Origin of the sequence: Microbacterium sp. KSW4-4 (assembly GCF_023091185.1) — a bacterium.
Taxonomy (GTDB): Bacteria; Actinomycetota; Actinomycetes; order Actinomycetales; family Microbacteriaceae; genus Microbacterium; species Microbacterium paraoxydans.
In genome coordinates, this window is sequence record NZ_JAHWXJ010000001.1 from 262,301 (window position 1) to 287,307 (window position 25,007).

At 70.3% G+C, this 25,007-nt stretch carries 20 protein-coding genes; 11 read left to right on the forward strand and 9 right to left on the reverse strand.

Annotated features, from left to right (window positions below; genetic code table 11):
• Positions 1-66: 66 nt before the first annotated feature.
• Positions 67-2,010: a glycosyl transferase gene (locus tag KZC57_RS01315; RefSeq protein WP_247640878.1), complete on the forward strand. Its 1,944-nt coding sequence runs from the start codon at positions 67-69 to the stop codon at positions 2,008-2,010.
• Between the two features lie 5 nt (positions 2,011-2,015).
• Positions 2,016-2,942, forward strand: coding sequence for a tetratricopeptide repeat protein (locus KZC57_RS01320; protein ID WP_281732348.1), 927 nt, complete (start codon positions 2,016-2,018; stop codon positions 2,940-2,942).
• 54 nt (positions 2,943-2,996) lie between these two features.
• Here the strand turns inward: KZC57_RS01320 and glgB are convergent, their stop codons facing one another.
• The 3 genes from glgB to glgX all read right to left on the reverse strand — a co-directional run bounded on the left by glgB (position 2,997) and on the right by glgX (position 9,401).
• Positions 2,997-5,198, reverse strand: coding sequence for a 1,4-alpha-glucan branching protein GlgB (gene glgB, locus KZC57_RS01325; protein WP_247640879.1), 2,202 nt, complete (start codon positions 5,196-5,198; stop codon positions 2,997-2,999).
• A complete protein-coding gene (locus tag KZC57_RS01330) occupies positions 5,195-7,264 on the reverse strand; it encodes an alpha-1,4-glucan--maltose-1-phosphate maltosyltransferase (RefSeq protein WP_247640880.1) in 2,070 nt (689 codons plus the stop codon). The genes glgB and KZC57_RS01330 overlap by 4 nt, the downstream gene beginning before the upstream one ends.
• Positions 7,265-7,328: 64 nt before the next feature.
• On the reverse strand, positions 7,329-9,401 hold the full coding sequence (gene glgX / locus KZC57_RS01335; protein WP_247640881.1) for a glycogen debranching protein GlgX: 2,073 nt from the start codon (positions 9,399-9,401) through the stop codon (positions 7,329-7,331).
• 101 nt (positions 9,402-9,502) lie between these two features.
• Here glgX and KZC57_RS01340 point away from each other — a divergent pair, with 101 nt between their 5' ends.
• The 3 genes from KZC57_RS01340 to ligA are packed head-to-tail and all read left to right on the forward strand — an operon-like array spanning position 9,503 to position 14,139.
• A complete protein-coding gene (locus KZC57_RS01340; protein ID WP_247640882.1) occupies positions 9,503-10,678 on the forward strand; it encodes a cysteine desulfurase family protein in 1,176 nt (391 codons plus the stop codon).
• 9 nt (positions 10,679-10,687) lie between these two features.
• A complete protein-coding gene (gene mnmA / locus KZC57_RS01345) occupies positions 10,688-11,785 on the forward strand; it encodes a tRNA 2-thiouridine(34) synthase MnmA (RefSeq protein ID WP_247640883.1) in 1,098 nt (365 codons plus the stop codon).
• Between the two features lie 38 nt (positions 11,786-11,823).
• The gene (gene ligA, locus KZC57_RS01350) at positions 11,824-14,139 is read left to right on the forward strand and encodes an NAD-dependent DNA ligase LigA (RefSeq protein WP_247640884.1); all 2,316 of its coding nucleotides are present in this window, start codon (positions 11,824-11,826) and stop codon (positions 14,137-14,139) included.
• Positions 14,140-14,142: 3 nt separating this feature from the next.
• On the opposite strand, the gene KZC57_RS01355 is transcribed toward ligA, so the two are convergent.
• The 3 genes from KZC57_RS01355 to KZC57_RS01365 are packed head-to-tail and all read right to left on the reverse strand — an operon-like array spanning position 14,143 to position 18,234.
• On the reverse strand, positions 14,143-14,622 hold the full coding sequence (locus KZC57_RS01355; protein ID WP_060923553.1) for a GNAT family N-acetyltransferase: 480 nt from the start codon (positions 14,620-14,622) through the stop codon (positions 14,143-14,145).
• An 11-nt stretch (positions 14,623-14,633) separates the two neighbouring features.
• Positions 14,634-16,487, reverse strand: coding sequence for a DEAD/DEAH box helicase (locus tag KZC57_RS01360; protein ID WP_374206591.1), 1,854 nt, complete (start codon positions 16,485-16,487; stop codon positions 14,634-14,636).
• A 46-nt stretch (positions 16,488-16,533) separates the two neighbouring features.
• Positions 16,534-18,234 (reverse strand): long-chain-fatty-acid--CoA ligase, encoded by a 1,701-nt coding sequence (locus KZC57_RS01365; protein ID WP_247640885.1) that lies wholly within the window; start codon positions 18,232-18,234, stop codon positions 16,534-16,536.
• A gap of 64 nt (positions 18,235-18,298) precedes the next feature.
• On the opposite strand from KZC57_RS01365, the gene gatC reads away from it, so the two are divergent.
• From gatC to KZC57_RS01395, 6 genes are read left to right on the forward strand one after another with little or no spacing between them, the layout of a single operon-like run.
• Positions 18,299-18,598 (forward strand): Asp-tRNA(Asn)/Glu-tRNA(Gln) amidotransferase subunit GatC, encoded by a 300-nt coding sequence (gene gatC, locus KZC57_RS01370; RefSeq protein ID WP_025103377.1) that lies wholly within the window; start codon positions 18,299-18,301, stop codon positions 18,596-18,598.
• Entirely contained in the window at positions 18,595-20,112 is a 1,518-nt protein-coding gene (gatA, locus tag KZC57_RS01375; RefSeq protein ID WP_060922765.1) for an Asp-tRNA(Asn)/Glu-tRNA(Gln) amidotransferase subunit GatA, read from the forward strand. The genes gatC and gatA overlap by 4 nt, the downstream gene beginning before the upstream one ends.
• Positions 20,112-21,626 (forward strand): Asp-tRNA(Asn)/Glu-tRNA(Gln) amidotransferase subunit GatB, encoded by a 1,515-nt coding sequence (gatB, locus tag KZC57_RS01380; protein ID WP_060922766.1) that lies wholly within the window; start codon positions 20,112-20,114, stop codon positions 21,624-21,626. Before gatA ends, gatB begins: the two co-directional genes overlap by 1 nt.
• Positions 21,627-21,674: 48 nt before the next feature.
• Positions 21,675-22,931 (forward strand): DNA polymerase IV, encoded by a 1,257-nt coding sequence (locus tag KZC57_RS01385; RefSeq protein WP_247640886.1) that lies wholly within the window; start codon positions 21,675-21,677, stop codon positions 22,929-22,931.
• 37 nt (positions 22,932-22,968) lie between these two features.
• A complete protein-coding gene (locus KZC57_RS01390) occupies positions 22,969-23,286 on the forward strand; it encodes a hypothetical protein (RefSeq protein WP_060922768.1) in 318 nt (105 codons plus the stop codon).
• Positions 23,270-23,851, forward strand: a complete 582-nt coding sequence (locus tag KZC57_RS01395; RefSeq protein WP_247640887.1) for a hypothetical protein — start codon at positions 23,270-23,272, stop codon at positions 23,849-23,851. The genes KZC57_RS01390 and KZC57_RS01395 overlap by 17 nt, the downstream gene beginning before the upstream one ends.
• Before the next feature lie 6 nt (positions 23,852-23,857).
• Here the strand turns inward: KZC57_RS01395 and KZC57_RS01400 are convergent, their stop codons facing one another.
• From KZC57_RS01400 to KZC57_RS01410, 3 genes are read right to left on the reverse strand one after another with little or no spacing between them, the layout of a single operon-like run.
• Positions 23,858-24,355 (reverse strand): DUF2017 family protein, encoded by a 498-nt coding sequence (locus KZC57_RS01400; protein WP_060922770.1) that lies wholly within the window; start codon positions 24,353-24,355, stop codon positions 23,858-23,860.
• Entirely contained in the window at positions 24,352-24,639 is a 288-nt protein-coding gene (gene clpS / locus KZC57_RS01405) for an ATP-dependent Clp protease adapter ClpS (protein WP_062635203.1), read from the reverse strand. The genes KZC57_RS01400 and clpS overlap by 4 nt, the downstream gene beginning before the upstream one ends.
• A gap of 2 nt (positions 24,640-24,641) precedes the next feature.
• A complete protein-coding gene (locus KZC57_RS01410) occupies positions 24,642-24,989 on the reverse strand; it encodes a metallopeptidase family protein (RefSeq protein ID WP_105949793.1) in 348 nt (115 codons plus the stop codon).
• Positions 24,990-25,007 lie beyond the last annotated feature (18 nt).

Consider the following 25,007-nt stretch of genomic DNA (forward strand, 5'->3'; position numbering starts at 1 on the left):
TCGCTAGTCTGAAATGTCGAGTGTGGCGTCGCGGGCGGGAAGCCGCGATGCGTGAGGAGACTATTCGTGCGTTTCGTATGGGCCGTGGTGGCCTTCGTGCTGGCTGCCGTGCTGATCGGTGCGGGGATCGCCCAACGCACCATCTTCGTCGGCCCGTCGTCTGAGGAAGCCCGCGTCGACATCGAGGAGCCCGCGCCCTTCGTGCTCCTGGACGGCGACGTCCTGCGGATCAACGCCGGCGCGCAGAAGCTGCTCATCCGCGGCGAGGGCGAGATCTTCACCAGCTACGGGCGCACGGCCGACATGGAGGCCTGGCTCTCCGACTCGGAGTACAACCACGTGACCGTCGGGGACGACGACGAACTCGTCGTCGACCACGTCGCCGCCGCGGACGACGAGGGGTCGACCGAGACGCCGGCGCCCGAGGCCACGGAGACACCGTCGCCGGAAGCCGACGCCGATGCACCCGCGGGTCGCAACCCCGCCGGCTCTGATCTGTGGCTCGACTCGTTCACCGATGAGAACTTCCTCTCCACCGACAAGATGCAGCTCCCGGAAGGGACCAGCGTGCTGATCGCCTACGACGGCACCAAGGACGCGCCGGACGACATCGTCGTCTCCTGGCCGCTGGACACGCGGACGCCTCTGGCAGGACCGCTCATGGCGGCCGGCGGCCTGGTGCTCCTCGTGGGGCTGGTCCTCTACGTGCTCGCGATCCGCCACCAGCGCCGTGGTCGGGGCCCGCGCCGGAAGGGTCCCGGGCCGCTTCCCTCGACCCAGCCGATCGACGTGGCGGCCCTTCCGCCATCCGAGCGGGATGCCCTGGAGGCCGCGGACGGGGCGCAGTCGCCGACACCGGCGGGGAAGGACGACGTGGACGACACGGAGATCGTCGACGAGAAGGAGCAGGACGGGAAGAGTACGATGCGAGCCGAGCGCCCGAGGCGTCGTCGGCGCCTGCTCGCCCTCCCCGCGATCGGTTTGACCGCTCTGCTGGCCTCAGGCTGCACGGCCGACTCCTGGCCGGAGTTCGGGGACGCCTCCGCATCGCCGTCTCCGACGCCGACCGTGATCGCCCCCGAGAACCAGAAGCCGCCGGCGGTCACCGAGACGCAGGCCGAGCGGATCCTCCGGGAGGTCTCCGAAACTCTGGTGCAGGCCGATGAGGCGAAAGACCTCGACCTCGCGGCGACCCGTCTCGACGGCGCTCCGCTGACGACGAGGACCACTGACTACGCCCTGCGGGCGACGCTCCCGGATCGGGCCGCGCCCGCTGCGATCCCCACAGACGACATCGAGGTGGTGCTCCCGGAGGCGACGGATCGCTGGCCGCGCACGGTCCTCATGCTCTCGAAGAGCACCGGTGACGACACAGTGCCGCCGGTGGTGCTCACCATGACGCAGGCCGACCCCTGGTCCAACTACAAGGTGATCAACATGGCGGAGATGTCGGCGGATGCGGTGTTCCCCGAGGTGGCCGCAAGCTGGCTGGGGACCTCGCTGGTCCCGGCGGACTCGGCCTTCCTGTCCGTGCCGCCGAACGAGGTCGCGGCGGCGTTCGCCGATGTCGTCGACAAGGGCGAGAAGAGTGCCTCGTACGGGCAGTTCGACGACTTGGCGCTCAACCTCGCCACGTCGATCAGGGACAGCAGGCAGAACCTGGTGCAGGGGCTGGCTGATGCCGGCGCCGCGAAGACGTCCAAGGCGGCGTTCGACATGAAGCCGACGACGGCGGATCCGGTCTCGATGACGACGCTGGACAGCGGCGCCATCGTCGCGGTCTCCGTTCTCGATGTCGAGACGATCACCCCCACGTCCTCCGACGTCGTCATCCGTTTCGGTGACAACGAGGAGGCGAAGGCGCTCACCGGGGCGAAGGAGTCTGCGAAGGGCGCCGAGACGACATACGAGTTCCAGTTGTTCTTCGCCGTGCCGTCTCAGGGCTCGAGTGAACCGATCCGCCTCCTGGCCTCGCGTCAGGATCTCGTCTCCGTGAAGGTGATCAAGTGAGTGAGATGTCTCCCGCCGCCCTGCGAGGCGCTGTCGATCTGTCCAGTCTGCGCAACCGTCCGTCCGCGCCCGCGAGCGGTGCGGCTGCCCCCTCGAACTCCCCGGTGGCCGATGTCGTCGTGGATGCGACAGATGAGAACTTCGGCCAGGTGCTCGAGCTGTCCCGCACCGTCCCCGTGGTCGTCGACCTCTGGGCCGAGTGGTGCGGGCCGTGCAAGCAGCTGAGCCCGATCATCGAGAAGGTGACCAGGGAGCTCGGCGGCCGGGTGCTCCTGGCCAAGGTCGACGTCGATGCGAATCCGCAGCTCGCGCAGAGCTTCCGTGCGCAGTCGATCCCGATGGTCGTCGCCCTCATCGCAGGCCAGCCGGTGCCGATGTTCACGGGCGCCGTTCCTGAGCAGCAGGTGCGTGAGGTCTTCGCGCAGCTGCTGCAGGTGGCCGCGCAGAACGGCGTCTCGGGATCGCTCCCGGTCGGCGACTCCGAGGCAGGGGAGGCTGAATCTCCCGCCGAGCCCGAGCTACCGCCGCTGCACGCGGAGGCGTTCTCCGCCATCGAGCGGGGCGACTACCGTGCGGCCATCGCCGCCTATGAGAAGGCGCTCGCGGAGAACCCGCGTGACGAGGACGCCATCGCCGGCCTGGGCCAGGTCCGACTGCTGGACCGTGTGCAGGGACTCGACCTGCAGACGGCCCGAGCCGCGGCCGCAGCGGCTCCGCTGGACGTGCAGGCCCAATTCGACGTCGCGGACCTCGACCTCGCCGGCGGACACGTCGACGACGCCTTCGGCCGGCTCCTCGACCTGTTCGCGCAGCTGCCGTCCGACCAGCGGACACCCGTCCGCGAGCGCCTCGTCGAGTTGTTCGGCCTCATCGGCGCCAGCGACCCGCGCGTGATCGCGGCTCGTAACCGACTCTCCTCGCTGCTGTTCTGATCGATCCGCGCGGAGCTCGTTGCTCCGCGCAGATCGGTCGTCGTCGGCCGTCCGTCAGCCGTTGTTCACGGTAGGGACGTGCGGCTCCGGCTGATGACGGAGCCACAGCGTCGACAGCGCGGGCAGCGTGATCGAGGCGGTGGGGGCGCCGGCGTCCGCCGACTCGGCGAGCACCATTCCGAGATTGCCCGAGCCCCGCCCACCGTAGGCGTCAGCATCCGAGTTCAGGATCTCCTGCCACACGCCTTCGCGCGGGAGCCCGAGACGGTACCCGGTGCGCTCCACTCCGGCGAAGTTGCTGACGACGACGAGACGGCCGCCGTGCGCGTCCCGCCGTTCGAAGGCGATCACGGACGGGTCCCAGCTCGGTGCGCCGAGTCGCGTGAATCCGGAGCCGTCGTTGTCACGCTCCCAGAGCGGAGCCTGCGACCGGTACACCGCGTTCATCGCGGCGACGAAGTCCTGCAGCTGGGCGTGGGAGGGCTGGTCGCGGAGCCACCAATCCAGTTCACGCCCTTCGGACCACTCCGCGAGCTGTCCGAACTCCTGTCCCATGAACAGCAGCTTCTTGCCCGGATGTCCCCACATGTAGGCGAGGTAGGCGCGGACGTTCGCGAGCTTGTGCCAGTGGTCGCCCGGCATCTTCGACAACAGGCTGCCCTTGCCGTGCACGACCTCGTCGTGACTGATCGGCAGGACGTAGTTCTCGCCGAACGCGTAGACGAACGAGAACGTCATCTCGCCCTCGTGGTGCGCCCGGTACATCGGGTCTCTGCCGATGTACTGCAGCGAGTCGTTCATCCAGCCCATGTTCCACTTGAAACCGAATCCGAGGCCGGCATGATCCGTCGGCGCTGTGACGCCGGGGAAGCTCGTGGACTCCTCGGCGATCATGAGGATCCCGGGGTGCAGCCGGTAGGCCGTGGCGTTGACCTCCTGGAGGAAGCGGATCGCCTCGAGGTTCTCGCGTCCGCCGTGGATGTTCGGCTCCCACTCACCCTCGCGGCGCGAGTAGTCGAGGTAGAGCATCGAAGCCACGGCGTCGACGCGCAGACCGTCGACGTGGAACTCCTCGAGCCAGTACAGCGCGTTCGCGACGAGGAACCCCCGGACCTCGGGTCGGCCGTAGTTGAAGATGAGCGTGCCCCAGTCCTGGTGCTCGCCGCGCCGAGGGTCGGGGTGCTCGTAGAGGGGCTGACCGTCGAACCGGGCCAGGGCGAAGTCGTCCTTGGGGAAGTGCCCCGGCACCCAGTCCATGATGACGCCGATGCCGGCCTGGTGCAGGCGGTCGATGAGGTACCGCAGGTCGTCGGGGGAGCCGTACCGGCTCGTCGGAGCGTAGTAGCCGCTGACCTGGTAACCCCACGATCCGCCGAACGGATGCTCGGCGAGCGGCATGAACTCGACGTGCGTGAACCCGGTCTCCTGCACGTGCGCGATCAGCGGATCGGCCAGCTCGCGATAACCCAGGCCCCCGCGCCAGGAGCCGACGTGCACCTCGTACACGGACAGCGGCTGCGCGACGGCGTGGGTCGCGGCACGCCGGGTCATCCACGCGGCGTCCTCCCAGACGTAGGACGACGCGGTGACGACCGACGCGGTCTCCGGGGGCACCTGTGCCGCCAGAGCCATCGGGTCCGCTTTGAGGACCCAGGCGCCGCTCCGCGTACGGATCTGGTACTTGTACCGGGTGCCGACGGGGAGGTCAGGGACGAAGAGCTCCCAGACGCCGCTGGCCCCGAGCGAGCGCATGGCGTGGCTCTCGCCGTTCCAACCGTTGTGGTCGCCCGCGACCCGGACGGCCGACGCATCGGGAGCCCACACCGCGAAGGACACACCCTGCTCGTCGCCCTGGGTGCGGGGATGGGCACCCAGCGCCTCCCACAGTCGCTCGTGCCGACCCTCGGCGATGAGGTGCAGGTCGAGGTCGCCCAGCGTCGGTGCATGCCGGTACGGGTCACCGGAGACGGTCTCCTCCTCGCCGCGGTAGCGTGTCGCGACGCGATACGGGAGCGGCGGTCCGGGGTGCGTGCCCTCCCAGACGCCGTGCGCGACGTGGGACAGGGTGAGCCTGCTCCCGTCTCCGAAGACGGCCTCGACGGTCTCGGCGAGCGGCCGGCGGGCGCGGACGGCGGTGACCGTACGGCCGGCGGCGTCCTTGGCGGGGTGTGCACCGAGCAGGGAGTGCGGGTCGTGATGCTGACCGGCAGCGACCGCTTCCCATTCGGCGTCGGCGGTGTCCTCGATGCGGCTCATGCGCGCTCCCTCACCTTCAGGATGTGGACGGGCTCGGCGAAGGCGTCGAGCCGGACGTAGTTGTGGTCGCTCCAGGTCCAGACGCTGCCGGTCAGGAGATCCTCTACCTCGAAGGTCTCACCCAGGGGAACCCCCCAACGCGTGGTGTCGAGGTGGACCGTGGTCTCGCGCACCGAGTGCGGGTCGACGTTCACCACGACGATGAGGGTGTCCGGCTTGCCGGTGCCGGTGAAGGCAGCGTCGAGGTGTTTGCTGAACACGAGGACGGCGTCGTCGTCGCTCCAGTGCAGTTCGAGGTTGCGGAGCTGCCGCAGCGCCGGATGCGCCGCACGGATCTCGTTCAGTCGCCGGAGCAGCGGAGCCAGGGACTCCCCGCGTTCCTCGGCCCCCGCCCAGTCCCGGAACTTGTACTCGTACTTCTCGTTGTCGATGTTCTCCTCGGAACCCGGACGGGCCACGTTCTCGATGAGCTCGTAACCGGCGTAGACGCCGTACACGGGCCCGGCCGTCGCGGCGATGCAGGCACGGATGCGATACGCCGCGCGACCACCGAACTGGAGGTACTCGGTGAGGATGTCGTGCGTGTTCACGAAGAGGTTCGGACGCATGTAGTCGGCCGTCTCGTGGGAGATCGAGGTGAGGAACTCCTCCAGCTCGGGCTTGGTGTTGCGCCAGGTGAAATAGCTGTAGCTCTGCTGGAAGCCCACCGCGGCCAACGCACGCATCACGGCGGGTCGGGTGAACGCCTCGGCGAGGAAGATGACGTCGGGATCCGTCTCGTTCACCGTCGCGATCAGCCACTCCCAGAACTGCAGCGGCTTGGTGTGCGGGTTGTCCACGCGGAAGATCCGGACGCCTTCGCCCACCCAGTGCCGGACGATCCGGAGCATCTCGGCGGCGATGCCTTCCGGATCGTTGTCGAAGTTCAGCGGGTAGATGTCCTGGTACTTCTTGGGCGGGTTCTCCGCGTAGGCGATGCTCCCGTCCGGCAGGGTCGTGAACCATTCCGGGTGGTCGCGTACCCATGGGTGGTCGGGGGAGGCCTGCAGGGCGAGGTCCAGGGCGACCTCCAGTCCTTCCTTCCGCGCGGCGCGGACGAATGCGCGGAAGTCCTGCGGGGTGCCGAGGTCGGGATGGATCGCGTCGTGTCCGCCCTCCGCCGCTCCGATCGCGTACGGCGAGCCCGGGTCACCCGCTTCGGCGACGAGGGTGTTGTTGCGACCCTTGCGGTTGGTCGTGCCGATGGGGTGCACCGGGACGAGGTAGATCACCTCGAATCCCATCCGGGCGACCTCGGGCAGGCGCTTCGCGGCGGTGCGGAACGTCCCGCTGCGGACCGTGCCGTCCTTGAGGCGACGGGCACCCTCGGATCGTGGGAAGAACTCGTACCAGGAGCCGACACCCGCACGGGTGCGCTCGACGCGGAGGACCTGCTCCGCGGAGGCGGAGCGCAGGGTCGTGACCGGACGGTCGCGGAAGATCGCCGCGAGTTCGGGGTCGACGGCCGAAGCAGCGGTCGTGGCGGCGTCACCTCTCCGGAGCTCCTCGGCACGGGCGCGTAGCCGCGTGCGCTGCGCCGCGGGGCGGTCCTTCTCTCCGGCGGCGCGCTGCAGGAGCTCGGCGCCCAGGGCGGCCATCACCTCGACATCGACTCCCGCGGCGATCTTGAGGTGCGCGGCATGAGCCCAGGTGGCGAAGTCGTCCGAGAATCCCTCGAAGCGGTACCGCCAGACGCCCTCCGCGTCGAGCGCGATCTCGGCTTCCCAGCGGTCGGTGCCGTCCGCGAGGGCCGTCAGCCGGTGCAGGCTCTCCTCGCCGGTCGGAGACGTCAGTCGTACATGCACACCGATGAGATCGTGCCCTTCCCGGAATGCCACGACCCGGAAGGGGACGACCTCGCCAGCGAAGGCCTTGGCCGGGAAACCGCCGGGGACCGCAGGGGTACCGTCGAGCAAGGGGATACGGGTCGTCCGCAGAGCTCCGGGGAGATCCGCGTCGGCGGCGCGCGTCGGGATCTGAACGGGGCTCCGTAGAGCCGTGGGTCGGGTTCCAGCACGTGCAGTCACATGCCGAATCTACCGCTCGGGCCTGTCGGAACCTACCGCTCGACCCCGGCGGCGAACCGTGCTATCACTCCACCCGGAACAGGCGCATCGAGGTGCCGGGGATCGGCAGGACATCGCCAGGCGCGAACATCTCCTCGGCCTCCGACGGGCGCTCGTCGGCGCTCGACCAGAGGGAGACGAACCGCGTGGCGTCATCGATCTCCTCCGGCAGCCGGACATCGATCGGCGCCTCCGTCCCGTGCACGATCAGCAGGATGCGGTTGGCGGCTTCCTTGTCCGGCGTGGACGCGGCGACGTACTGCAGGGTGCGGTTGCCGGGATCCGTCCACTGGTTCGGCTCCATGGTCGCGCCGTCCTGGTCGTACCAGTCCATGACCGACGCGTTCGGGATGTGCTCGCCGAGGCGCGCGTACCGGCTCGGACGCAGTGCGGGGTTCTCCTGCCGCAGCCGCACCAGGCGCGCGACGTGAGCCCGGAGGTCTTCCTGCCAGGGCTCGAACTCCCAGGACAGCCATGACAGCTGCGAGTCCTGCGCGTAGGCGTTGTTGTTGCCGCGCTGGCTACGCCCCACCTCGTCCCCGGCGGTGAGCATGGGGATGCCGGCCGAGAGCAGCAGGGTGCCGAGCAGGTTGCGCATGGCCTTGCGCCGGGCCACGAGGATCGCGGGATCGTCGGTCGGTCCCTCGACGCCGTGGTTGAAGGACCGGTTGAGGTCGGCGCCGTCGCGGTTGTGCTCGCCGTTGGCCTCGTTGTGCTTGACGTCGTACGAGACGAGGTCGTGCAGCGTGAACCCGTCGTGCGCCGTGACGAAGTTGATGCTCGCGAGCGGCCCGCGCTCCTCGCTGAAGGTGTTCGACGATCCGGCGAGGCGGGTGGCGAAGCCGCCGATCCCCACCGGTGCCGAGGCCCGCCGCGCGTAGTCGATGTCGCTCAGCCAGAAGTTGCGCACCCGGTCGCGGTACCGGTCGTTCCACTCGTGCCACCCGGCGGGGAAGTTGCCCGTCTGCCAGCCGCCCAGTCCGACGTCCCAGGGTTCCGCGATGAGCTTGGTCTCCGCGAGGACGGGGTCGGCGGCGATCGCCTGCAGAAGCGGATGATCCGGAGTGTAGGCGTGAGCGCCGTCGCGCGCGATCGCCGTCGCCAGGTCGAAGCGGAAGCCGTCGATCTGCATCTCCTCGGCCCAGTACCGGAGCGAGTCCAGCACCAGTCGTGCGCCCGCGTCGGTGGCCGTGTTGAGCGTGTTGCCGCATCCCGTGGTGTCGATGTAGACGCCCGCGTCGTCCTGCCGGTAGTACCGCGCGTTGTCGATACCGCGGAGACTGGAGCGCGGTCCGCCGATACCTTCTTCCGACGTGTGGTTGTAGACCACGTCGAGGATCACCTCGAGGCCGGCCTCATGCAGCAGCCTGACCATGCCCTTGAACTCGGCGATGATCGCCTCGGGTCCCCGCTTCCGGGCGTCCTCCGTCGCGTAGGCGGCGTGCGGTGTGAAGAAGTTGAGCGTGTTGTAGCCCCAGTAGTTCGTCAGCCCCCGCTCCAGCAGCCGCGGTTCCGGGACGAAGGCGTGGACGGGGAGCAGCTCCACCGACGTCACCCCCAGCGTGCGGAGGTACGCGATCATGGCCGGATGCGCGAGGCCCGCGTAGGTGCCGTGCAGCGCGGGCGGGATGTCGGGGTGCCGCTTGGTCAGGCCCTTCAAGTGGCCCTCGTAGATGACGGTGCGGTCCGCCGGGACGCGTGGCTTGGTCGAATCGCCCCAGTCGAAGCCGTCCTCGATGACCACGGCTCGCCATTCCTGGTAGCCGTGTCCCTTTGCGAGGCCCCGCGCGTACGGATCGAGGAGCAGCGTCTCCGGGTTGAACGTGTTGCCGGGGCCGTGCGGACCCTCGACGCGGAGTGCGTAGCGGACTCCGGGCTGCAGCAACGGCGTCGTCACCTCCCAGACGCCTCCGGGCCGCCGTTCGAGCGGCGCCTGGTCGACGACCCAGTCGAGGTCCGTCGCGTCGAAGACGACGAGCTCGACCGCGGAGGCGTTCTGCGACCAGACCCGCAGCGTGCCGACGCGGTCGTGCAGCCGGACGCCGAGGTTGTCGAGGATCGCCCCACCGGGCACGACGGAGTCGGGGGACGAAGACATGGATACACCCTAAACGTGTTGCATTTCAGTCTCATGACAGGACGCACCCGGTCTCACGCGCAGACGGACCGGCCGGGGCGTGGATCGGGGAGAATCGAAGCATGCGGCACTATCTCGACCACGCGGCGACGACGCCGCTGCGCCCGGAGGCCAGGGACGCGTGGCTGGAGGCGTCGGCCATCATCGGCAACGCGTCATCGACGCATGGAGCCGGGCAGGACGCGCGCCGGGTGCTGGAGGAGTCACGGGAGCGGATCGCCGCGGTCCTCGGGGCCGACCCGATCGAGGTCGTGCTCACCTCCGGTGGGACGGAGTCCATCAACCTCGCCCTCCAGGGACTGTGGCACTCGCGTGGTCCGGGGACGACGGCCGTCGTGGTGCCGGACGGCGAGCATCACGCGACGATGGACACGATCGCAGCCCTGGTGGCCGACGGGGCCGAGGTGCGCGCTGTTCCGCTGTCTCCGCAGGCGCGGATCGACGAGGGCCGCTTCGCAGCCGCCCTTCCCGGGGCAGCGTTCGCGACGGCGCTCGTGGCGAACAACGAGACCGGGACCATCAACGACGCGCCCGCCCTCGCCGCTGCGGCTGCGGATGCCGAAGTCCCGCTGCACCTCGACGCGGTCGCCGCGCTCGGACACCTGCCGCTGTCGTTCCGCGACTTGCGGGGCCGCGCCGACGACGCTGTGGGCCTTGTGGCGCTCAGCATCGCCGGCCACAAGGTCGGAGCGCCGGTCGGCGTCGGGGCGCTGGTGGTGGCGCGGTCGGCCCGGCTGACCCCGCTCTTGCGGGGCGGCGGCCAGCAGCGGGGTCTGCGCGCGGGCACCCAGGACGTGCCGGGAGCGGCGGCGCTGGCGACAGCGCTCGAACTCGCCGAGCGTGAGCGGGCCGCCGAGAGCGTCCGGGTGGGCGAGCTGCGCGACCGCCTGGTTGAGGGCATCCGTGCGCGGGTGCCGGCCGCCGAGCTCCTGGGCGACCCCGACCACCGCCTCCCCGGCACGGCTCATCTGCTCTTCCCCGGCGCAGTGGGGGAGAGCCTGCTGTTCTTGCTGGACATGGCCGGCGTCTCGGCCTCCACGGGCTCCGCGTGTCAGGCGGGGGTCGCCGAGCCCTCGCACGTCGTGATGGCGATGGGGCGAAGTGAGGCGGACGCCCGGAGCGTGCTGCGTTTCTCCCTCGGGCGCACATCGGCGGATGCCGATGTGGACGCGGTGCTGGCGGTGATCGGCGAGGCCTACGCACGGGCATCCGGGGCCCGTGCAGCCGAGCGCTCGTAGACTGGACCCATGCGAATCCTTGCGGCCATGAGCGGTGGTGTGGACTCCGCTGTCGCGGCCGCCCGGGCCGTCGAGGCGGGGCACGATGTGGTCGGCGTGCACCTCGCGCTCTCCCGCGCCGGGGGGACCCTGCGCACCGGCAGCCGCGGCTGCTGCACGATCGAGGACGCCCTCGACGCGCGTCGCGCCGCCGACCTCCTCGGCATCCCCTTCTATGTGTGGGACTTCTCGGAGCGGTTCCGCGACGACGTGATCGACGACTTCGTCGCCGAGTACCGTGCGGGTCGGACGCCGAACCCGTGCATGCGGTGCAACGAGAAGATCAAGTTCGCCGCCCTGCTGGAGCGCGCCCTGGAGCTCGGCTTCGACGCCGTGTGCACGGGACACTACGCGACCCTCGTCGACGGCGCGGAGGGTCTCGAACTGCACCGGGCATCGGACAACGCGAAGGACCAGTCCTACGTGCTCGGCGTCCTGACGGCCGACCAGCTCGCACACACCTACTTCCCGCTGGGCACCACGCCGTCGAAGGCGCTCGTGCGGGCGGAGGCCGAGGCGCGTGGTCTCAGCGTCGCGCAGAAGCCGGACAGCCACGACATCTGCTTCATCCCGGATGGGGACACCCGGGGCTGGCTGGCCGAGAAGGTCGGCACCGCCGCCGGCGAGATCGTCGACCGCTCCGGTGCCGTCGTCGGCGCGCACGAGGGCGCTCATGCGTTCACTGTCGGTCAGCGGCGCGGACTCAAGCTCGGCGTCCCGGCGGCGGACGGCAAGCCGCGCTTCGTGCTCGAGGTGCGCCCCGTGTCGAACACGGTGGTCGTCGGCCCGAAGGAGGCCCTGGCGATCGCCGAGATCTCCGGGGAGCGGTTCAGCTGGGCCGGCGCTGCGCCGACCGCGTCGGTGTTCGCGTGCGACGTGCAGATCCGCGCGCATGCCGAGCCGGTACCCGCCACGGCCACCGTGACGACGGAGGGCGTCCGCGTCGTTCCCGATTCTCCGCTTGACGGTGTCGCCCCCGGGCAGACCGCCGTGCTCTACATCGGCACGCGCGTTCTCGGGCAGTTCACGATCGATTCCACCGTGTCCGCGGTACCCGTCGGCGTCTGATCCGGGCGGATGTCGGTCGCCGCTCCTAGACTGACGGAGTGCCGGAGAACATCTCACTGGAAGACGCCCGCAGCGAGGCGGAGGAGCTGACGACCCGCATCCTCGAGGCGAAGGACGCGTATTACGGGCGTGACACGTCGCTCGTCGACGATGCCACGTACGACGGCTGGATGCGGCGCCTGGAAGAGCTCGAGCGCCTGCACCCCGAGCTCCAGGGACAGGACTCGCCGACGCAGATGGTCGGCGCGGCCGAGGCGACGGGGCTCGCGACCATCGAGCACGCCGAGCGCATGCTCAGCCTCGACAACGTCTTCTCGATCGAGGAGCTGCGCGAGTGGGCGCAGAAGACGCGGGCCGCCGCCGGGCGGGACGTCGACTGGTTGACCGAGCTCAAGATCGACGGCCTCGCGATCAACCTGCGGTACGAGGACGGCGTGCTGACGTCGGCCGCGACCCGTGGCGACGGGCGTGTCGGCGAGATCGTCACCGAGAATGCGCTCCGCCTCCCGGAGATCCCGGAACGGCTCGCCGGGGAGGGGCACCCGCCGATCGTCGAGGTGCGCGGAGAGGTCTTCATCCCCGTCGCCGCGTTCGAGCGGCTGAACGCGGCGCAGGCGGCGTTCCGAGATCGGGCGTACGCGGACGCCCTTGCGCGCTGGGAGGCCAGGGGAGGCGCGAAGAAGCCGTTCGACGAGGAGAAGGCGCGCACCGCGGCGGCACGGCGTTTCCCGGCCTTCGCGAATCCCCGCAACGCGGCCAGCGGCGGCCTGCGTCAGCAGATCGACAAGAAGGACGGCCTGGAGCTGGAAGCGGGGCTGCTGCGCATCGAGTCGCTCGCGCTGTACGTGCACGGCATCGGTGCCTGGACGAACCCGCCGGTCGCGGCCCAGAGCCAGGTCTACGAGCTGCTGGCCGCCTGGGGGCTGCCGACGAGTCCGCACACGAAGGTGTGCCGCAGCATCGACGACGTGGTCGCCTTCGTCGAGTACTACGGCGAGCACCGGCACGACATCGAGCACGAGCTCGACGGCATCGTGGTCAAGGTCGACGAGCTCGACCTGCATGACGAGCTGGGAGCGACGAGCCGGGCGCCCCGCTGGGCGATCGCCTACAAGTACCCGCCGGAGGAGGTGCAGACGAAGCTGCTCGACATCGTCGTCTCCGTCGGTCGCACCGGTCGCGCGACGCCCTTCGCGGTGATGGCGCCGGCTCACGTCGCCGGATCCGTGGTCCGTCAGGCCACGCTCCACAACAAGGACGTGGTGAAGGCGAAGGGCGTTCTCATCGGCGACACCGTGGTGCTGCGCAAGGCTGGCGACGTGATCCCCGAAGTGCTCGGCCCGGTGGTCGAGAAGCGGGACGGGACCGAGCGGGAGTTCGTCATGCCCGTCGATTGCCCCGAGTGCGGCACGCCGCTGCGCGCCATGAAGGAAGGGGACATCGATCTCCGGTGCCCGAACGCCCGGTCGTGCCCCGCCCAGGTGCGCGGACGTGTCGAGCACATCGGCTCGCGGGGAGCCCTCGATGTCGAGGCCCTGGGCGAGGTGACGGCGGCGGCCCTGACCCAACCCACGAGTCCGGCGGAGCCTCCACTGGTCACGGAGGCGGGCCTGTTCGCCCTGACCTTGGAGCAGCTCGTGCCGATCGAGGTCGTCGTGCGCGATGCGGAGACGGGTCTGCCGCGCGAGGACGAGGACGGCCTCGTGAAGACCCGCGCGCCGTTCCGACGCAACCCGACCGCGGCCGAGAAGAAGTCGGGTCTGGAGGGCCCGCAGCCGTCTTCCCAGGCGCTGACCCTGCTGGCGGAGCTGGAGAAGGCGAAGACCAAAGACCTCTGGCGGCTCCTCGTCGCGCTGAACATCCGGCACGTCGGACCGGTCGCGGCGCGGGCGCTCGCGCAGTGGTTCGGGTCGCTGGATGCGATCCGTGCCGCGTCGCGCGAGGAGCTGGCGGCGGTCGAGGGCGTGGGCGGCATCATCGCCGACTCCCTGCGCGCCTGGTTCGAGGTCGACTGGCACCAGGAGATCGTCCGCCAGTGGGCGGACGCGGGCGTGCAGTGGGCGACGCCGGGGCACCCCGGTCCCGGAGCAGCGGTCGCGGCCGGGGGAGTGCTGGAGGGTCTCACCGTGGTGGCGACGGGATCTCTCGACGGGTACACCCGCGAGGGGGCGCAGGAGGCGATCATCAAGGCCGGCGGAAAGGCCGCCTCGAGTGTGTCCAAGAAGACGGACTTCGTGGCCGCGGGGCCGGGAGCGGGCTCCAAGCTCGCGAAGGCGGAGGAGCTCGGCGTCCGCATCCTCGACGCCGCACAGTTCCATGTGCTGGTCACCGAGGGTCCAGCGGCGCTGGACTGAGGATCAGGCGCTCTCCGGCGCTGCCGTGGTGGGAGCGAGGAACTGCCGCAGCCGTGGGGAGTCCGCGAACCCCAGCTCCTGATAGAGCCCGACGGCCGCCTCGCTCGAGTGCACGGTGATCCGTTCGGCGCCGACGGAGACCGCGTGGGCGCAGGCCGCGGCGACGAGGCCGCGGCCCGCTCCTTGTCCTCGATGCCCGGGAAGGACGAAGACGCTCTGGATGTCCGCGGAGAGGCGGTGCGGAGCGCCCGGCCGCGGCACGCGCGGTACGAGGGCGACCCAGGCCGCGCCGACGATGTGGTCGTCGTCATCGCCCCGCGCGACGAAGGCCACGTGGGTGCGGTCGTGGGCCCGCCACCAGGCGCCCAGCTCGGCGGTGAAGGCGTCGAGCGATCGACCGGCCGTCAGGTCCGCGGGCACGTCCTCCCACTTGAGCTGGGCGAGCGCGGCGAGATCCTCCCTGCCGGCGCGGTCGATGCGCATCGTCGGTCCGCTCAGGCCTTGTGGCGGGGCTTCCGGAAGGGCTTCTCCTCGCGGTCGCGGTCGCGGGGCGCCGGGCGATCGTCGCGGTCGCGCCGATCGGTCCGGTCGTAGCGGGCCGGCCGGCCGCGGCCCTCGCCGTCGCGCGAGGACGAACCGCGCCGTGCGCCGGGACCGCGGTCAGGGGCGATCTCGATCAGCCGTCCCGAGATGCGGGTGTCGCGCAGCTTGTCGAGGACGGCGGGGTCGAGGTTCGCCGGGAGCTCGACGATCGAGAAGTCGGGACGGATGTTGATCGCGCCGAAGTCGTCGCGGCCCAGACCGCCCTCGTTCGCGAGCGCGCCCACGATCTGCCGCGGCTCGACGCGGTGCCGCCGACCCACCTCGATGCGGTACGGGGTGTAGTCGCCGCGGCTGCGACGCTCCCGGGGTTCCCGGGGCTCCCGCGTCTGCCGCTCGCGCGGCGGGCGGTTGTCCGCGGCGACCGCCTGCGACAGGGCGTCGTCTGCGGGGTCGAGGAGCAGCGGGGTGGAGCCCTGGGCGACCACGGCGAGAGCGGCCGCGACGTCGCCCTCCGGCACGTCGTGATGCCGCACGTAGTGGGCGATGATGTCGCGGAACGCGTCGATGCGCGACGTCTCCGACAGTGCAGTCGTGATGGCGTCGTCGAAGCGCGCGAGCCTCGTCGTGTTCACGTCCTCGGTGCTCGGCAGCTGCATCTGCGTGGGCTGCTGCCGCGTCGCCTTCTCGATGTGCTTGAGCAGGTAGCGCTCCCGCGGGGTGATGAAGCTGATCGCGTCGCCCGTCCGCCCGGCCCGCCCGGTCCGTCCGATGCGGTGCACGTACGACTCGGTGTCGGTGGGGATGTCGAAGTTGACGACGTGACTGATGCGCTCGACGTCGAGTCCGCGGGCGGCGACGTCCGTCGCGACGAGGATGTCGAGCTTCCCGTCCTTGAGCTGGTTCACGCTGCGCTCGCGCTGCACCTGCGGCACGTCGCCGTTGATCGCGGCGGCGGAGTACCCGCGGGCGCGGAGCTTCTCGGCCAGGGTCTCGGTCTCGTTCTTCGTGCGGACGAAGACGATCATGCCGTCGAAGTTCTCCACCTCGAGGATGCGGGTCAGCGCGTCCACCTTCTGCGCATACGAGACGACGAGGTAGCGCTGGGTGATGTTCGTGTTGGTCGCGGTCTTGGACTTGACCGTGATCTCCTCCGGGTCGCGGAGGTACTGCTGCGCGAGACGGCGGATCTGCGCGGGCATCGTGGCGGAGAACAGGGCGACCTGCTTCTCCTCGGGGGTCTGAGCGAGGATCTGCTCGACGTCCTCCGCGAAGCCCATCTTCAGCATCTCGTCCGCCTCGTCGAGGACGAGGTACTGCAGCTCCGAGAGGTCGAGGGTGCCCTTGGCCAGGTGGTCCATGATGCGGCCGGGGGTGCCGACCACGACGTGCACGCCGCGGCGGAGCGCGGAGAGCTGGACACCGTATCCCTGACCGCCGTAGACGGGCAGCACGTGCACGCCCTTCATGCGGGAGGCGTACGACTCGAACGCCTCGCAGACCTGCAGCGCGAGCTCACGGGTCGGGGCGAGGACGAGGGCCTGCGGCGTCTTCTGCGCGATGTCGAGCCGCTCCAGCACGGGCAGGGCGAAGGCGGCGGTCTTGCCGGTTCCGGTCTGCGCCATGCCGACCACGTCGCGGCCGGCAAGCAGCGTCGGGATGGTCGCGGCCTGGATGGGCGAGGGGGTCTCGTAGCCGAGATCCTTGATGGCCTTGAGGACCGGCCCGGTGATGCCGAGGTCCTCGAATCCGGGGGTGGCAGGGGACTCGTCGGGGGCGTCGGCGGGGGTCACTTCTTCAGGGGTCACTTCCCAAGGGTAGCGCGCCAGGCCCCCCGCTTCCTGTGGGGCCGGCTCAGACCCCCGACGTGAGGGCGAGCAGCTTCTCCTTCACCTGCCGGCGGAGCACCTTCCCGATCAGGGACTTCGGCAGCTCGTCGACGACGAAGACGCGGCGCGGCACCTTGTACGGGGTGAGGATGCTGCGGGCGTACTCGCGGATCGCCTCCACGTCGACATCGGCGCCGGGGTCGACGACGATCGCCGCGACGACCTCCTCGCCCGAGTGGTCGCTGGGCAGTCCGACGACCGCGGCGTCCGCGACCGACGGATGCTGGCGCAGCGCGTTCTCCACCTCGGTCGGGGCGACGTTGAAGCCGCCGGTGATGATGAGCTCCTTGATGCGGTCGACGATGCGCACGAATCCGGCGTCGTCGATCGTGACGATGTCGCCGGTCCGGTACCAGCCGTCGACGAACACGGCCTCGGTCTCCTCCGGCTTGCCGTAGTACCCGGAGAAGACCTGGGGGCCGCGCACGACGAGTTCGCCGGCGGAACCGGCCGGGACGTCCTCGGTGGGGTTCTCCGGATCGACGACGCGGCACTCCGTCCCGGGGAGCGGGAGCCCCACCGTGCCGGGGACGCGGTTGTTGGCCACCGGGTTCGCCATGAGCACGGGCGAGCACTCGCTCAGACCGTAGCCCTCGACAAGGTAGCCGTGCGTGGCGGCCTCGAACGGGACGACGAGCTCGTGCGGCAGGGCCATGGCTCCGGAGATCGCGACCTCGATGCCCTCGAGCGAGACGCCCTTGGCGTTGGCGGCCGCGAGCAGCCGGTCGGCGATGGGCGGCACGAGCGGCAGGAAGGTCGCGGGGTGCTTCTTGACCACGTCCAGCACGAGATCGGGATCGAACTTCGGGAACAGCACCAGACGTGCCCCCATCGACATCGCGAAGGTGAGGCAGAGCGTCAGGCCGTAGGCGTGGAACATGGGCAACACGGCGTACACGACGCAGCCCTTGCCGCGCTGGATGGACGGGACCCACGCCTGGGACTGGGCCGCGTTGGCGAGCAGGTTGCGGTGCGTGAGGGCGGCGCCCTTCGGCGTGCCGGTGGTCCCGGACGTGTACTGGATGATCGCCAGGTCGTCCGTGCCCGGCTTCGGATGCGAGGTGGGGATCGGGGCACCGGCGAGTACCGACTCCCAGAGGACGGTGCCGCGGACGCGCTCGGTCAGTGCGGCCCGTGACTCCCTCGCCTTCGCGACCGGCAACCGGAGGGCGAAGCGGGTGAGGGCCGGCATGGCTCGCGTAACGTCGACCGAGATGAGTGTGGAGACGGCGAGGTCGCTCGGGAACTCCTGCACCGTCGCGACGACCTTGTTCCAGACGATCGCGTGCTTGGCGCCGTGGTCCTCGAACTGCTTGCGCAGCTCGCGAGGGGTGTAGAGCGGGTTGTGCTCGACCACGACCGCACCGAGACGCAGCACGGCGTAGAACGCGACGATGTGCTGCGGGCAGTTCGGCAGGACGATCGCGACGGGATCGCCCGCACGGACGCCGAGATCCCGGAGTCCCGCGGCGGCGCGATCGATCGCCTCCTGCAGCTGTGCGTAGGTGGTCTCCCTGCCGAAGAACTGCAGAGCCGGTGCGTCGGGGTAGTCGCGGGCCGAGGCGGCGACGATGTCCACGAGGGAGCCGCTGACGGGGGCGAGGTCCTCCGGAACGCCGTCGGCGTAGCTGGCGATCCACGGGCGAGGGGGCTGGAACGTGCTCACGCGCCCAGCTTAGGCGGGCCGCGCCGCGCCGAGCGGCGGGCGGCTCGCCAACTAGACTGGGGGCGTGTCTGAAATCACCCCTGATCTTGTGCGCCATCTCGGCGTGCTCGCGCGCATCCAGCTGAACGACGACGAGGTGACGCGGCTCACGGGCCAGCTCGACGCCATCGTCGACAACATCGCCAAGGTGTCCGAGGTCGCGACCGCTGATGTCGCCGCGACCAGCCACCCGATCCCGCTGAGCAACGTGTTCCGTCCCGACGTGGTCGGCGAGACGCTCACGCACGAGCAGGTGCTGCAGAACGCCCCGGACCAGGCCGACGGCCGGTTCCGCGTCACCGCGATCCTGGGAGAAGAGCAGTGAGCGACATCATCCGGCTGACCGCGGCGGAGCTCGCCGACAAGCTCGCGGCGCGGGAGCTCTCCAGCGTCGAGGCCACGCAGGCGCACCTCGACCGGATCGCACAGGTCGACGGTGACGTCCATGCGTTCCTGCACGTCAACGAGCACGCGCTCGACGCGGCAGCCGACATCGACGCCCGTCGCGCCGCGGGGGAGGACCTCGGGCCGATCGCCGGTGTCCCGCTCGCGATCAAGGACGTGCTCGTCACGACCGATCAGCCGACCACGAGCGGCTCGCGGATCCTCGAGGGGTACCGCTCGCCCTACGACGCGACGGTCGTGGCCCGCTCCCGCGCCGCCGGCCTCATCGCGCTCGGCAAGACGAACATGGACGAGTTCGCGATGGGCTCGTCGACGGAGCACTCCGCCTACGGCCCGACCCGCAACCCCTGGGACCTCGACCGGATCCCCGGCGGCTCCGGCGGGGGCTCCGCCGCCGCCGTCGCCGCCTTCGAGGCCCCGCTCGCCCTCGGCTCCGACACCGGCGGTTCGATCCGTCAGCCTGCGCACGTGACCGGAACGGTCGGCGTGAAGCCGACCTACGGCGGCGTCAGCCGCTACGGCGCGATCGCGCTGGCGTCGAGCCTCGACCAGGTCGGCCCGGTCACCCGCACGGTGCTCGATGCCGGTCTGCTGCACGACGCGATCGGCGGCCACGACCCGAAGGACTCCACGTCGCTCGACGAGCAGTGGCCGTCCTTCGCCGCGGCGGCACGCGAGGGTGCGCGCGGGGACGGCCTCAAGGGCCTCCGTGTCGGCGTCATCCGAGAGCTTCCCGACAGCGGCTTCCAGCCGGGGGTTGCGGCTTCGTTCCGCAGCGCCCTGGCCTTGCTGGAGGCGCAGGGTGCGGAGATCGTCGAGATCGGTGCACCGCACTTCGAGTACGGCGTCGCCGCCTACTACCTGATCCTCCCGGCCGAGGCCTCGAGCAACCTGGCCAAGTTCGACTCGGTCCGCTTCGGTCTCCGGGTCACCCCGGCGGGCAACCCGACGGTGGAGGACGTGATGTCCGCCACGCGCGACGCCGGTTTCGGCGATGAGGTCAAGCGCCGCATCATCCTCGGCACCTACGCGCTGTCGGCCGGATACTACGACGCGTACTACGGCAGCGCGCAGAAGGTCCGCACGCTGATCCAGCAGGACTTCGCCGCGGCCTTCGCCGATGTCGACGTCATCGCCACGCCGTCGGCCCCGACCACGGCCTTCAAGCTCGGCGAGAAGATCGACGACCCGCTGCAGATGTACCTGAACGACATCACCACGATCCCGGCGAACCTCGCCGGTGTCCCCGGCATCTCGATCCCGAGCGGTCTCTCGGATGACGACGGGCTGCCCGTCGGCATCCAGTTCCTCGCGCCGGCGCGAGAGGACGCCCGCCTCTACCGGGTGGGCGCCGCCCTCGAGACGCTGCTCGTGGACTCCTGGGGCGCGCCGCTGCTGTCCCGTGCCCCCCAGCTGGAAGGAGGCGCGCGCTGATGGCCGCCGCCAAGCTCATGGACTTCGACAAGGCGCTCGAGCTGTTCGAGCCGGTCCTCGGATTCGAGGTGCACGTCGAGCTCAACACGAACACGAAGATGTTCTCCGACGCGCCCAACCCTGCGAACGAGGCGTACCACGCGGCGGAGCCGAACACCCTGATCGCGCCGGTGGACCTGGGCCTCCCCGGTGCGCTGCCGGTCGTCAACGAGACCGCCATCCGCTCGTCGATCAGCCTCGGCCTCGCGCTCGGCTGCTCGATCGCCGAGTCCAGCCGGTTCGCCCGGAAGAACTATTTCTACCCTGACCTCGGCAAGAACTATCAGATCTCCCAGTACGACGAGCCGATCGCCTTCGAGGGCTCGGTCGAGGTGGAGCTCGAGGACGGCACGATGGTGACGATCCCCATCGAGCGCGCGCACATGGAGGAGGACGCCGGCAAGCTCACGCACATGGGCGGCTCGACCGGTCGCATCCAGGGGGCGGAGTATTCGCTCGTCGACTACAACCGCGCCGGCGTCCCGCTCGTCGAGATCGTGACGAAGACGATCTTCGGCACCGAGCACCGGGCCCCCGAGGTCGCCAAGGCCTACGTCGCCGCGATCCGCGACATCGTCCGCGGACTCGGGATCTCCGAGGCTCGCCTCGAGCGCGGCAACCTGCGCTGCGACGCGAACGTCTCGCTGCGCCCTCGCGGTGCCGAGAAGCTCGGCACGCGCACCGAGACGAAGAACGTCAACTCGATGCGGTCGGTCGAGCGTGCGGTGCGCTACGAGATCCAGCGGCAGGCGCAGATCCTCGCCGACGGCGGCACCATCATCCAGGAGACGCGGCACTGGCATGAGGATACCGGGACCACCTCTCCCGGCCGTCCGAAGTCGGACGCCGATGACTACCGGTACTTCCCGGAGCCCGATCTGCTTCCGGTCCAGCCTCCCCGCGAGCTGATCGAGGAGCTGCGTGCGGCGCTGCCCGAGCAACCCGTCGCTCGCCGTCGTCGGCTCATGGACGAGTGGGGCTTCACCCCGCTGGAGTTCCAGGACGTGCGCAACGGCGGCCTGCTCGACGTCGTCGAGGCCACGATCGCCGCCGGGGCCACGCCGGCCGCGGCACGGAAGTGGTGGACGGGGGAGATCACCCGCCTCGCCAACGCGCAGGAGAAGGATGCGGTCGACCTCGTCAGTCCGGAGAACGTCGCGGCGCTGCAGCAGCTCGTCGACGCCGGGACGCTGACCGACAAGCTCGCACGCCAGGTGCTGGAGGGAGTGATCGCCGGTGAGGGCACGCCGCAGGAGGTCGTCGACGCCCGCGGTCTCGCCGTCGTCTCGGACGACGGTGCGCTCATCGCGGCGATCGACGAGGCCCTCGCCGCACAGCCCGATGTGATGGCCAAGATCCAGGACGGCAAGGTCCAGGCCGCAGGTGCCATCATCGGGGCGGTCATGAAGGCCATGAAGGGCCAGGCCGACGCCGCCCGCGTCCGCGAACTCATCCTCGAGCGCGCCGCGCAGTGATTCGTCCCCCTGGGCCTCGATGTCGGAGGCCCAGGGGACAATGGGTTCATGGGACACGGTGATGGCAGAGGCCGCATGGTGTCCTCGGCCGACGCCGACGACACGGGAACGCGCATCCTCCACGTCGACATGGACGCGTTCTATGCTGCCGTCGAAGTGCTGGACGACCCGAGTCTCCGCGGACTGCCGCTGATCATCGGGTCACCGGACGGGCGCTCCGTGGTCTCCAGCGCCTCCTACGAGGCACGGCGCTACGGCGTGCGTTCCGCGATGCCCGTGTCACAGGCCGTGCGGCTGTGCCCGACGGCACGTATCGTCCCGCCGCACTTCCCCCGGTACCAAGAGGTGTCGCGGCAGGTGATGGCGATCTTCGAGTCGTTCACGCCGCTCGTGGAGCCGCTGTCGGTGGACGAGGCGTTCCTCGACGTGCAGGGTGTGCGCCGGCTCTGGGGGAGCCCCGCCCGGATTGCGGCCCAGATCCGTGACCGCGTCCTCGCCGAGGTCGGCATCACGTGCAGCGTCGGCGTGGCCGCGACCAAGCACGTGGCGAAGATGGCGTCGACCATGGCCAAGCCGGACGGGATGCTCGTGGTCGCGGAACACGACACCCTCGCCTTCCTCGCGCCGCGCCCCGTGCGAGCGCTGTGGGGAGTGGGTCCGAAAGCGGCGGAAGGTCTGGAAGCCCGCGGCCTCCGCACGATCGGCGACCTCCGCACGGCGCCGCCGGAGATGCTGGACCGCGCCGTGGGGCCGGCGCTGAGTGCCCGCCTGGCGCAGCTGGCGCGGGGGGAGGACGCCCGCGCGGTGGACACCGAGCGCGTGGAGAAGAGCATCGGCCACGAGGAGACCTTCGACCACGACGTCACGGACCGGGCGTTCCTCCGCGCCGAGCTGCTCCGGCTGGCCGATCGCGTGGGCGCGCGCCTGCGCCGGGCCGGGTGGGAGACCTCCACGGTCGCGATCAAGATCCGCTTCGACGACTTCCGCACCGTCACCCGCTCGCAGACGCTGGCGGAGCCGACCGCCGTCGGCCAGCGCATCGGCGAGGCCGCGCAGGGCCTGTTCGCGCTCATCGAGCGTCGTGATCCCGTCCGCCTCGTGGGAGTCCGTGCCGAGAACCTCCGGCCCGCGGGAGGCAGCGCGCTGGCGCTGTGGGACGAGGACGAGGACTGGCGCAAGGTCGAAGGGGCCGTCGACGAGGCCATGGCGCGGTTCGGTTCGGCGACGATCAGCAGGGCGCGCCACATCGGACGGGGCGAGGGGCGGGGCTCCGCGCGGCATCCGAAGGACCACGGCGTCGATTGAGCGCCCGTGGAAGGCCACTGTCGGCTACCGTGGGAACATGCCGAACATTGCACTGGAACTCGGGAATCAGGTCGCGTCCTTCGGCGTGAAGAGCGCGTACGGGGAACCGCAGGAGATCGACGGCGTCACCGTCACTCCGGTGGCGTTCACCTACGCGGGCTTCGGCGGAGCCAGCGGTGACGGCGGAGAAGGCGGTGGAGGTGGTGGCGTCTCGGTGCCGGTCGGCGTCTACGTCCGGCGCGAGGAGGGGCTGCGCTTCGAGCCGAACATCGTGACGCTGCTCGTCGTGGCCGTGCCCTTCGTCTGGGTCGCCGGTCGGGCTCTCACGCGCATCATCCGTGCCCTCAAGAAGTGATGATGCGGTCGCAGCGGCGCTCTCGCACGCGGCGACGCTGATCGCGGAGGACGTCCGCGCCCTCGCGGCGTCCAATCCCGTCGTGCTGATCGACGGGGGGAGCGGTGCAGGCAAGACCTCTCTGGCCGCGCGCGTGGCGCGAGCCTGGCCGGTCACCGGACGCGTGCAGGTCATCGCCCTGGACTCCCTCTACCCGGGCTGGGACGGGCTCGATGACGGGGCGGAACGCGCGCTCGATGGCATCCTCCACCCGCACGGGCGCGGACTCCTCGGGACCTGGCGTCGATGGGATTGGGACCGCGGCGAGGAGGCGGAGACCCACGCCGTCGATCCGGCCCTCGGCGTCATCGTCGAGGGCAGCGGGATCCTGCGGCCCTCGACCGCACGCCTGGCCGACATCCGGATCTGGGTGGAGTCCGGTGAGTCGTCGCGGAAGGCCCGTGCGCTGGCGCGGGATGGGGACACCTACCGCCCGCACTGGGACCGGTGGGCGGCGCAGGAGCGCCGTCACCTCGAGCGAGACCGTCCGAGGGAACTCGCCACTCGCGTGATCGAGGTCCCCTGATTCCGCTCAGCGGAGGGCATCGGCGTCGCTCTCGTCGACGGCCTCGATGAGCAGCTCGAGACGGTATCCCAGCCAGTCATACACCGCCTGACCGTCACCGCCGACGTCGGGTTCGTCGTCGGTGATCCCGAGCCGCGTGGCGATGACGAGCCGGATGGCGGTGAGGGTGCGGAGCCACGCGTCCACGTCCTCGCGGCGTACGACGACGTCGCGGGGAACACGGGCACCCTCATCGGTCACCTCGGCGTCGGGGTCGAACACCTGCAGCGCCGTGCGCATCACCCGCGCATCGTGGAGCCGGCGGTCGAGGAGATCCGCGCGGGTGGCCGACGCGAAGGCGGCCGAAGCCTCGTCATCGTCCGGGTAGGCGTTCGGGGTCAGCCGCGCCACCCCGGGGTCGCCGCCTTCGGAATCCCGGAGCAGGTCCATGAAGTCATCGACGAGCCGGGCCAGGTGCATGCCCTCGATCGTGGCGACCGAGACGGTGATCGGTGGGGTGTTCATGCGGCCTTCCTGACGGTGGCCCAGAGCCCGTAGTCGTGCATCGCCTGTGCGTGCACCTCCATGGTCTCGCGGGGTCCGGTGGCGACGATCGCGTGTCCGTCGTGGTGGACGGCGAGCATGAGACGGGTGGCATGCTCGCGGGTGTAGCCGAAGTACGTGCGGAAGACGCGGACGACGTAGCTCATCAGATTCACCGGATCGTTCCACACGACGACCTCCCAGGGCTCCAGGGGCGCAGCGGAGAGATCGGTGGCCTCATCGATCTCGGGAAGAGCAGTCGACATGATCACGCCCACCCGAGCTCGTGCAGCTGCGCGTCGTCGATGCCGTGGAAGTGCGCGATCTCGTGGACGAGGGTGGTGTGGATCTCGTCGCGGAGTTCGTCGATGTCCTCGCACTGGGCGAGGTGCGGTTCCCGGTAGACGATGATGCGGTCGGGCAGCTCACCCATCCCATACTGCGTGCGCTCCGGCAACGCGAGGCCGTCGTACAGGCCGAGGAGATCCAGGCTCCCGTCCTCGGGACGATCCTCCACCACGAAGACGACGTTCTCGAGCTGCTCGACCATCTCATCGGGCAGCTGGTCGAGCTCGTCGATCACGAGGGCCTCGAAGGCCGCGGCGTCCATGTCCATCCCCTCCAGCCTACGGGG